General features: G+C 58.6%; 5 protein-coding genes. 2 read left to right on the forward strand and 3 right to left on the reverse strand.

Translation table 11 applies throughout. The features are described 5' to 3' along the window. Together efeB and efeO are read left to right on the forward strand one after the other, a co-directional pair. On the forward strand, positions 1 to 1142 hold a 1142-nt coding region (gene efeB / locus VGC62_RS20875), incomplete at its 5' end, for an iron uptake transporter deferrochelatase/peroxidase subunit (protein ID WP_331188975.1). A 27-nt stretch (positions 1143 to 1169) separates the two neighbouring features. After that, complete coding sequence (efeO, locus tag VGC62_RS20880; protein ID WP_331188976.1) at positions 1170 to 1994, forward strand: iron uptake system protein EfeO; 825 nt, start codon at positions 1170 to 1172, stop codon at positions 1992 to 1994. A gap of 511 nt (positions 1995 to 2505) precedes the next feature. On the opposite strand, the gene VGC62_RS20885 is transcribed toward efeO, so the two are convergent. The 3 genes from VGC62_RS20885 to VGC62_RS20895 form a co-directional block, all read right to left on the reverse strand. Further along, positions 2506 to 3276, reverse strand: coding sequence for a molybdopterin-dependent oxidoreductase (locus VGC62_RS20885; protein WP_331188977.1), 771 nt, complete (start codon positions 3274 to 3276; stop codon positions 2506 to 2508). Further along, positions 3269 to 3892: a cytochrome b/b6 domain-containing protein gene (locus tag VGC62_RS20890; protein ID WP_331188978.1), complete on the reverse strand. Its 624-nt coding sequence runs from the start codon at positions 3890 to 3892 to the stop codon at positions 3269 to 3271. The genes VGC62_RS20885 and VGC62_RS20890 overlap by 8 nt, the downstream gene beginning before the upstream one ends. A gap of 141 nt (positions 3893 to 4033) precedes the next feature. After that, positions 4034 to 4645: a hypothetical protein gene (locus VGC62_RS20895; protein ID WP_331188979.1), complete on the reverse strand. Its 612-nt coding sequence runs from the start codon at positions 4643 to 4645 to the stop codon at positions 4034 to 4036. Between the last annotated feature and the right edge of the window lie 631 nt (positions 4646 to 5276).

The raw sequence follows: 5276 nt of genomic DNA on the forward strand, positions 1-5276 counted from the left end.
CGCCCCATCAATGCCCTGGTCGACATCACCAACTACATGACCTTCGACCGCGCCCGGCCTCGGGGATGGTCGTGGCCTTTGATACGGTGGCGGGAAGTCTCGATGAGTTCGAGACCATGTTAAAGCGCCTGACCGAACGCGCCGCCTTCCTTACCCGTGGCGGCCCGGTGCCGGAGCGCAGCCCGAAACTGCCCCCGGCCGATTCTGGCGTGCTGGGGCCGGATATCGCGCCCGATAATCTGACCATCACCCTCGCGCTGGGCTATTCGCTGTTTGAGCGCCCGTGGCTGCAGGGCCTTGCGCCCGCGCGTCTGGAGAGGATGCAGCAATTTCCCAATGATGCGCTGGAGGCAGCGCTTTGCCACGGTGATCTGACTCTGCAGTTCTGCGCCAACCTGCAGGATACCAATATCCATGCTCTGCGCGACATTGTGAAGAATCTGTCGGAATTTCTGGTGGTGCGCTGGATGCAGCAGGGCGATGTGCCGCCGGTGCCTGCCGCCGCTGACGGGTCCACCCCTTCGGCGCGCAATTTTCTGGGCTTCCGCGACGGATCGGCCAACCCCGATTCCAATGATGATGCGCTGATGGGCCGTGTGGTCTGGACCCGCGCAGGTGACGGCGAGCCTGCCTGGGCCGCAGGCGGCAGCTATCAGGTTGTGCGCCTGATCCGCAACTTCGTCGAGCGCTGGGACCGCACGCCGCTGCAAGAACAGGAAGCCATCTTCGGCCGGGTCAAGACTACCGGTGCGCCGATGGATGGCAAAGTCGAAACCGACGTCCCGGACTACCACAAAGACCCGCAAGGCAAGGTCACCAAGCTCGACTCGCACATCCGCATGGCCAACCCACGCACGCCGGAAAGCCAGCGCAACCTGATCCTGCGTCGTCCGTTCAACTACTCCAATGGTGTCAACAAGAACGGCCAGTTGGACATGGGCTTGCTGTTCATTTGCTACCAGTCGGACCTTGAAAAAGGCTTCATCACCGTGCAAACCCGCCTCAACGGCGAACCGCTTGAGGAATACCTCAAGCCCATCGGCGGTGGTTATTTCTTCACCTTGCCGGGCGTGGTCGACGACCAGGATTTCATCGGTCGCTCCTTGCTGGCTGCTTCTGCTCCTAAAACAACAAATGCCTGACAACTCTCACTCCATAGGAAGCGTTTTATGAAAAAGTCGTCTATTGCGTTGATGTTCAGCGTTGGTGTGTTGCAGACCTCGATGTCAGCGTTTGCAGCCACAGCCCCACTGGATCTGGTGACCCCGGTTTCGGATTACAAAATCTACGTCACCGAGAACGTCGACAAACTGGCTGCTGACACGCAGAAGTTCGCCGACGCCATCAAAAAAGGCGAACTGGCCACGGCCAAGAAGCTCTACGCGCCGACTCGCGTTGCCTACGAGTCCATCGAGCCCATCGCTGAGCTGTTCAGCGACCTGGACGCCTCGATCGACTCACGCGTAGACGACCATGAGAAAGGCGTTGACGCTGAAGACTTCACCGGCTTCCATCGCCTGGAATATGCGCTGTTCGAAAAGAACACCACCACCGATCAAGGCCCTCTGGCTGACAGGCTGCTGGCTGACGTCAAAGACCTGCAGACACGCATCGCGGGCCTGACCTTCCCGCCAGAGAAAGTCGTCGGCGGTGCTGCCGCACTGCTCGAAGAAGTCGCTGCGACCAAGGTGTCCGGTGAAGAAGACCGTTACAGCCACACTGACCTGTACGACTTCCAGGGCAACATCGACGGCGCAAAGAAAATCGTCGACCTGTTCAAGCCACAGTTGATCAAGTCTGACAAAGCGTTCGTCGCCAAAGTCGACAAGAACTTCGCCAGCGTAGACAAAATCCTGGCCAAGTACAAAACCAAGGATGGCGGCTACGAGACGTACGACAAAGTAAAAGAAAACGACCGCAAAGCGCTGATCGGCCCAGTCAACACCCTGGCTGAAGACCTATCGCAAATGCGCGGCAAACTCGGCCTGAACTGAGTTTGAGCTGAACCAAAAGCCCGTCTGCCAGTGAATGGCAGACGGGCTTTTTTGTTGGAGGGGTTGGTGCGCATGAATATCTGTAGGAGTGAATCTATTTGCGAAGCATGTTGTCAGGTTCAAACCCGCGCATCAGGTGAGCCACCCTCTCGCGAATGAATTCCTACAGGTCAGGTGCAGTCCATGCGGTAGGAACGAATTTATTCGCGAAGCATGTTGTCAGGTTCAAACCCGCGCATCAGGTGAACCACCCTCTCGCGAATGAATTCGCGCCTACAGGTCAGGTGCAATCCATGCGGTCGGTAGGAGCGAATTTATTCGCGAAGCATGTTGTCAGGTTCAAAACCCGTGCGTCAGGTGAGCCGCCCTCTCGCGAATGAATTCGCGCCTACAGGTCAGGTGCAGTCCATGCGGTAGGAGCGAATTTATTCGCGAAGCGGCCGGTCGGACACACCGCAATGGCTTCTCGCCAACCCGTTAGCGCCTACAGGGAGGTTTCAGGTATTTCTCCTCAAATCCCGCTAAACCAGTTGTACCCCTGATCCTCCCAATACCCGCCCGGATAGTCGTTGCTGACGAATATCTCAACGATGTGTTTGGGGTTCTTGAAGCCCAGTTTGGTCGGCACCCGAACCCGCAGCGGATAGCCATATTCAGGCGGCAAGGCGACTTCGCCATAGTCCAGCGCCAGCAGGGTTTGCGGATGCAACGCGGTGGGCATGTCCAGGCTTGAGTAGTAACGGTCGGCACATTTGAAGCCGACAAACCTGGCCGTGGTATCGGCGCCGATGTATTCAAGAAATGTCCGCAACGGCACCCCGCCCCACTGCCCGATGGCGCTCCAGCCCTCGACGCAAATCAAGCGGGTGATGTCGGTGCGCTGGGGTAATTTGCGTAGACCTTCAAGCGTCCACGGCGCCTTGTCGCGCACCAGGCCCGACACAGCGAGCGAGTAGTCCGACAGGTCGATTTCAGGCACATCGTCCTGGGCGTAGAACGCATTGAACGGAAACGGTTTGGTCATCTGCGCCTTGCTGAAGGTCGGCGCCAATTTCTGTCCGCTGAACAGCCAGGCCTGAACTCGATCGTTCCAGCGCGACATCGCCCACAGCACCTTGTCCACCTGATCGCCGTCCTGCAGATTGCAACCGCTGAGCATCGCCATGGCGCCGACGGTCAAGCCGCCGCGCAGAAAATGACGGCGCTGGATGCTTTCCAACTGAGTTTGCTGCGCAGGCTCCAGCTTGATGCGCTGGATCGCGCGTTTTTTCGGTTCAATCATGCTCAGGCTTCCCGGTTTCCACCCGTTGCGCACCACCTGTGATCATCGGCGGCAGGGTTTTGGGCACCAGCAGCACCAGCGCCAGATGTACCACGACAAACGCACCAATGGCCGCCATCGCGGCGAAATGCACGTAGCGCGCAATGTCATAGCCACCAAACAGCGCCACCAGTTCTTGAAGTTGAATGGGCTTCCAGATCGCCAGCCCCGAAACCACGATCAGCGCGCCCGCAGCCAACACCAACGCATACATCAGCCGCTGCACCGCGTTGTACACGCCCTGTTGATGCAGCAGCCGAAAGCGCAATGCATCAAGCAGATCACGCTTCACCGCTGCGCGGGTTATCGGCCAGAAATCGCGCTTGAAGTGACCACTGATCAAGCCATACAGCACGTAGATCAAGCCATTGATCACCAGCAGCCACATCACCGCGAAGTGCCAGGCCAGCGCACCGCCCAACCAACCGCCCACCGTCAATTCGATGGGAAACCGGAAGGCGAACAACGGCGAGGCGTTATAGATCGCCCAGCCGCTCATGAACATGCATGTCATGCCAAAAGCGTTGAGCCAATGCGTGAGCCGCACGGGCCAGGGATGAATACGACGTTTGGTCATCAATGGCGCTCCCTATTCCAGGATGTTCGCAAATCTGCGTAGGAGCCGCCGAAGGCTGCGATACGGTGGGGCAGTCGAAATATCATCGTCTGAGACACCCTAATCGCAGCCTTCGCCAGCGCCTACCGGGCCCAAGCCCTGTTACATCGGTGGCTGGAAGCCATCCTTGCCGACCGCTACACCGCGCGCGTTCTTGCCGTCTTCGGCCGGGAACACAACAATCTTGGCGCCCTTGACCAGTTGCTCGGCTTTACCGAGCTCTACGTATGCGATTGGCACGTCAGTGGGCACCGCCAACTGCTTTTCGCCACCTTTATAGCTCACTGTCAGGGTGCGGCCATTGGCTTTCGACAATTTGCCCACGGTGCCGTTGGTCATGGTGCCGGTGCTGCCATCAGCGTTCTGCCAGCCATACTGACCTTCGCCGCTGCCCTTCAGGCTGGCTTCGAACACGGTGACTTCCAACGCTTTCAGAGAGCCATCCGCCTGAGGGGTGGCGGACGAACCAATGAAGCTGTCGGATTTGATCGAATCAATATCAGTCTTCGACACCTGAAGAACTCCAGTCTTGTCGGTCAGGCCGATGCTCTGGTGTGCGCCCGAACGGGTGGTGAAGGTCAGGGTGTTGTTATCAACACTGTCGACCGTGCCGCGCAATGGCTTGACCACCGGCATGTCGGCCGCTGCGGCCATGACCGCGACGCCGAGCATGAGCATGAGCATGCCGAAGGTGGTTGACAGTACAGTCTTCATCTTCATTGTGGCGATTCCTTACGGGGTTAAGTGGGGCCATCCTCGGCCCGCAACCGGGACCGTACGATGACCGCCCGATTACATTTTTGTCATTCGCCGCAGCGTCCTTTCAATGACAAAAATGTAACCGACGCCCTCCCCCCAGTTGGTTAAACTCCAACCCCGACACGGCTTGCAGCGACCCAAAGCACACCGATCACGCCAACGCGATGCGTTGAAAAACCACCACGGTGTGAACAGAGCGACCCTTTACGATGCACATCCTGCTGATCGAAGACGACACCAAAACGGGCGAGTACCTGAAAAAATGAACAGACTTAATAGATGCAACCGGGCGAGTCCATACATAGGAGCGCGGCTCGTCCCGCGACCTGGCGCGCAGCGGCGGTAAACCCGGTGCAAGCGGTCTACCTGTCACACCGTGTGCGCAGGTTTTACGACGGGTTCCCCGCCGGTCGCGGGACAAGCCACGCTCCTACGGAGGATGCGTACCGGAGCCGTCATCGCAAATGCTTTACGCAGGGCAGGGCCAGAATGCACTATGGTGAACGTGTTCGCGGGGCAGTGTCTGAGGCGCACCGCGTTGGTCGCCCGGCCAACACGTTGGCGCCTACAGATTGGACGTAGCGTG

This window comes from Pseudomonas sp. (genome assembly GCF_036404235.1).
GTDB lineage: Bacteria > Pseudomonadota > Gammaproteobacteria > Pseudomonadales > Pseudomonadaceae > Aquipseudomonas.

What these genes read in the sequence shown, in the direction of transcription:
- VGC62_RS20885 (WP_331188977.1), bottom strand. Translation starts at nt 3,276, where the DNA reads ATGATTGAACCGAAAAAACGCGCGATCCAGCGCATCAAGCTGGAGCCT.
- efeO (WP_331188976.1), top strand. Translation starts at nt 1,170, where the DNA reads ATGAAAAAGTCGTCTATTGCGTTGATGTTCAGCGTTGGTGTGTTGCAG.
- VGC62_RS20890 (WP_331188978.1), bottom strand. Translation starts at nt 3,892, where the DNA reads ATGACCAAACGTCGTATTCATCCCTGGCCCGTGCGGCTCACGCATTGG.
- VGC62_RS20895 (WP_331188979.1), bottom strand. Translation starts at nt 4,645, where the DNA reads ATGAAGACTGTACTGTCAACCACCTTCGGCATGCTCATGCTCATGCTC.